Below are 3775 nucleotides of genomic sequence, written 5' to 3'. Positions count from 1 at the left end.
TGCTGCCGCACCTGCCGCCGGGCGGCGTGCTGACGGCGCGGACCGACCGCCAGCCGATGCATTTGTATCCGTTGCTGGCCCGGCGCGGGTTCCATGCCCGGACCGACAGCCTGCCGGACGGCTCCTTTTTGACGACGATCACCGCGATGGGAGGGGGTCACGAACCGTGAAGGGAAACCGCGCACAGGAGGGCGGGAACGCCAGAGGCGCGGGCGGCGAGGTTGCCCCCGCTTCGGGTGCCCTGCCGGTGCCCACCCACGCGCCCTCGGTGAGCCTGCCGCTGCGGTTCTTTGCCGCGGGTTTGCTGGCGGTGCTGATCGTGCCGGTGGGCATGCTGCTGCGGCCGGAGGTGCTCTCCACCTACCATTACAACCAGTACGTCATTGCACTGACGCATCTGACGGTGCTCGGCTGGATGGGTTCGGTGGTGTTCGGCGCGTTGTACCAGTTGGTGCCGGTGGTGTTGGGCACGCGGCTGGCGAGCGAACGGGCGGCGCGGTGGCATTTTGTCTGCCACCTTGTCGGCTTTGCCGGCATGGTGTGGATGTTCTGGCGGTGGGATCCGAAGCAGGTGGGACATTTCGGGTCGGTGCTGGCGTTGGGGGTGGGGCTGGCGACCTGGACGTTGATCCGCACGGTCTGGCGGGCGCCGCGCCGGACGTGGATGAGTGCCGTGCTGGCGAGCGCGCTGTTTTGGTGGGGTGCCGTGGTGACGGTGGGCCTGGGGGTGGCGGCCGCCAAGTGTACGTACGAATCGGCAGCGCGGCTGAATCCGGCCACGCCCCTGGGTGCGCTGGTGCATGCGCTGGAGGCGACGGCGACGTATCTGAAGGGCTTTGATCAGATCGCGCTGATGCATGCGCATGCGCATCTGGGGTTGGTGGGCGCGTTTCTGCTTCTGTTGATAGGGATGTCCTACAAGCTTGTGCCGATGTTCACCCTCGGACCGAATGTGAGCGCGGGCCGGGTGTGGCTGGTCATCGGCCTGCTCGATCTGGCCACCGCCGGCAGTTTCCTCACCATCCTGCACCGGAGTCCGTGGAAACTGGCGTTTACGGTTCTGGGCGTCACGGCGTTGGCCCTGTACGGGTGGGACATGATGAAGATCGTGCGCGGCCGGCGCCGGCCCCGGTTGGATCTTCCCATGCGCTATTTTCTGGCGGGCTTGTTGTGGCTGGTGCCGCTGGCCGGGCTGGCGCTGTACCTTTCCCGTCCCGGCCTGACGTTGACGGTCCGGGTGGGCCAATGGGAGAACGTGTACGGTCTGTGGGCGTTGCTGGGGTTGTTCAGCTTCAGTTTGGTGGGGATGTTGTACAAGATCGTGCCGTTCCTGGCCTGGTACAGGCGATATGCTGCCAGGGTGGGGCTGGAACCGGTGCCGGGATTGCAGGACCTCTACCACGAGGGCTGGCTGCGTTGCGGGTTGGGGCTGCACCTGGCGGGGATGTTGGTGCTCACGGCGGGGACGCTGGGAACAAACACGTCGCTGGTCCGATGCGGCGCCGCCTTGTGGGGTGCGGCCATGGCGGTGCACGGGATCAATCTGGCTTTTGCCTGGGTGCGGCGACCGGTTGCCGCGGGCCGCGCGGTGGCCGTGCGCACGGCGCAACCCGTGTCGGTGTCATGATCCGCGAAGAGGAACTCTGGGAGGCGCTGCGTCGGGTGGTGGATCCCGAGCTGGCGTGCAACATTGTTGACCTGGGGCTGGTGTACGAAATGGTCTGGAGGGGCGGCCGGGTGAAGGTTCGCATGACGACCACCAGTCCGGGCTGTCCCTTGGAAGGGGTTTTGGTGGCGGGAGTGCGACAAGCGTTGCTGTCCGTGCCGGGTGTGGCCGGGGTGGAGGTGGAGCTGGTTTATGACCCGCCGTGGCATCCGGGGAGGATTCATCCCGCGACCTGGGCGGCCTCTGGTGGGGAGGGTTGAGGGTCCAGCCACCGGGGGCGGGCACGCGGGGTGGGCCGGGCCTGTGCTCGACAATTCCCCGATTGCTGGTATTGTACGGGTGATGCTCAAAGCGGAGCCTCCACGGTGCACGGTTCGTGCGAGGTGCGACGACCCGGACCGCGCGGTCCGACCGTCCTTTGAAGGGGCCCGGGCAAGCGGTCCGGCTGGCCGGAGGCCGCGGTACGTTTGGGCTTGAGAGGCCGGAGTCGCATGAACCGCGCAAGGTACGGCTTTCTCTTCTTCGCGAGGTTGGTTGCGCTCGGCAGAAGCCGGGCTGTCGGGAGTCTCCCTCTGGCGTGTGTGGTCCCGCTTTCGGTGCGCCCGGCCGGACTTTGTCGTGGGCCGGCCCGGGGCGGGGCGCCGGGGGACTTGGTCTCGGTTGGGAACTCCGGGGTGTCAGGATTGAAGTTGCATTGAACGGTCTGTTGGAAACCCAGAACCGGCGGCCGGAACGTGTGTTCCTGGTCGCAGCCGAGCTGAAATCGCACGGCAACGGTTGGCAGACGCGCGACTCGCTCGAAGAGCTGGCGCAGTTGGTGGTGTCGGCCGGCGGTCGCGTGGTGGGGGAAGGTGTGCAGAAGGTTGATTCGCTGCACCCGGCCACGTTCATCGGGCGGGGCAAGGCCGAGGCATTTGCCGCGCAATGCCGGCAACAGCAGGTGGATACGGTGGTGTTCGACGACGAGTTGACGCCGGCCCAGCATCGAAACTTGGAAAAGATTTTTCAGTGTCGGGTGCTGGACCGGACGGCGTTGATCCTGGACATTTTTGCGCAGCGCGCGCGAACCCGGGAGGGCAAGCTGCAGGTGGAGCTGGCCCGGCTCCAACATTTGCTGCCGCGGCTGACCCGTGCGTGGGGGCACCTGTCGCGGCAACGGGGTGGCATTGGCGTGCGCGGGGGCGAGGGTGAGTCGCAGCTCGAGATGGACCGGCGCAGGGTGCTGGACCGCATCGCCCGGATCGAACGCGAGTTGGACGAGGTGCGACGGCAGCGGACGCTCCAGCGTGTGGCGCGGAAACGGCATCAGTACCCGCTGGCCTCGCTCGTGGGCTACACCAACGCCGGCAAGTCCACTCTGCTCAACGCGCTGACCGGCGCCGGGGTTCTGGCCGAGGACAAACTCTTTGCCACGCTGGACCCCACGACGCGGCGGTTGCAACTGCCCACCCGGCAGGAGGTCCTGCTCAGTGACACGGTGGGGTTCATCCGCAAGCTGCCGCATCAGCTCGTGGAAGCTTTCAAGGCCACGCTGGAGGAGGTGACCGAGGCGGACCTGCTGCTGCACGTGGTGGACATCAGCCATCCGCTGGCCGAGGAACAGATGGCCGCCGTGGACACCGTGCTCCAGGAGATCCACGCTGACCAGAAGCCGACCTTGGTGGTGTTCAACAAGGTGGACCGCCTGCCGCGGCAGGAGGTGCCCGCCCGGTTTTTCGAAAGGCACCCGCACGCGGTGGCGGTGTCGGCCCTGACCGGCCAGGGGTTGTCCACGCTCCTGGAGGAGATCGCCCGGCACCTCCGCCCGGCCCGGCAACTGGTGCGCGTGGCCATCCCGCATGAGCGGGCGGACCTGATCGCGCGGTTGCACAGCGTGGGGCAGATTGTCGAGCGCCGGTACCATCCCCGGACGGCGCGGTTCAAGGTGCACCTGAGCCCGCAGCACCTGCAGGAGTTCGCCCCCTACATCGTGGAGCGCCCGGAAACGCCCCCCTCTGATGCGGAGGACCTTCCCCGGCGCGGCAGCCCGGTTGCGCTTTCGGAGCGCTGACGGGCCGGGTCCGTCCTTGTCGGGCCGGCGGCCCACCGCGGGCAAGGGCCGGATGAGCC

3 protein-coding genes are annotated in these 3775 nt (G+C 67.6%); all 3 read left to right on the top strand.

What is annotated here, in order from left to right; all coding sequences use genetic code 11:
• The first annotated feature begins 166 nt into the window (after positions 1 to 166).
• The 3 genes from ACPDIX_RS14920 (at position 167) to hflX (ending at position 3716) form a co-directional block, all read left to right on the top strand.
• Positions 167 to 1627 (top strand): cbb3-type cytochrome c oxidase subunit I, encoded by a 1461-nt coding sequence (locus tag ACPDIX_RS14920; RefSeq protein WP_423432599.1) that lies wholly within the window; start codon positions 167 to 169, stop codon positions 1625 to 1627.
• Positions 1624 to 1926, top strand: coding sequence for a metal-sulfur cluster assembly factor (locus tag ACPDIX_RS14915; RefSeq protein WP_423432598.1), 303 nt, complete (start codon positions 1624 to 1626; stop codon positions 1924 to 1926). The genes ACPDIX_RS14920 and ACPDIX_RS14915 overlap by 4 nt, the downstream gene beginning before the upstream one ends.
• A 434-nt stretch (positions 1927 to 2360) precedes the next feature.
• Positions 2361 to 3716 carry a GTPase HflX gene (hflX, locus tag ACPDIX_RS14910; RefSeq protein WP_423432597.1) on the top strand — a complete coding sequence of 452 codons (1356 nt, stop codon included), beginning with the start codon at positions 2361 to 2363 and terminating at the stop codon, positions 3714 to 3716.
• The last annotated feature ends 59 nt before the right edge of the window (positions 3717 to 3775 follow it).

Source organism: Limisphaera sp. 4302-co, assembly GCF_049537155.1.
In the GTDB taxonomy this organism is placed as follows: Bacteria; Verrucomicrobiota; Verrucomicrobiia; order Limisphaerales; family Limisphaeraceae; genus Limisphaera.
The sequence above is the reverse complement of the archived record's forward strand: the minus strand, read 5'-3'. Positions and strand labels throughout refer to the sequence as shown.

Excerpts from the sequence above, each read along its gene's own strand:
- ACPDIX_RS14915 (WP_423432598.1), top strand. The coding sequence starts at position 1,624 with ATGATCCGCGAAGAGGAACTCTGGGAGGCGCTGCGTCGGGTGGTGGAT.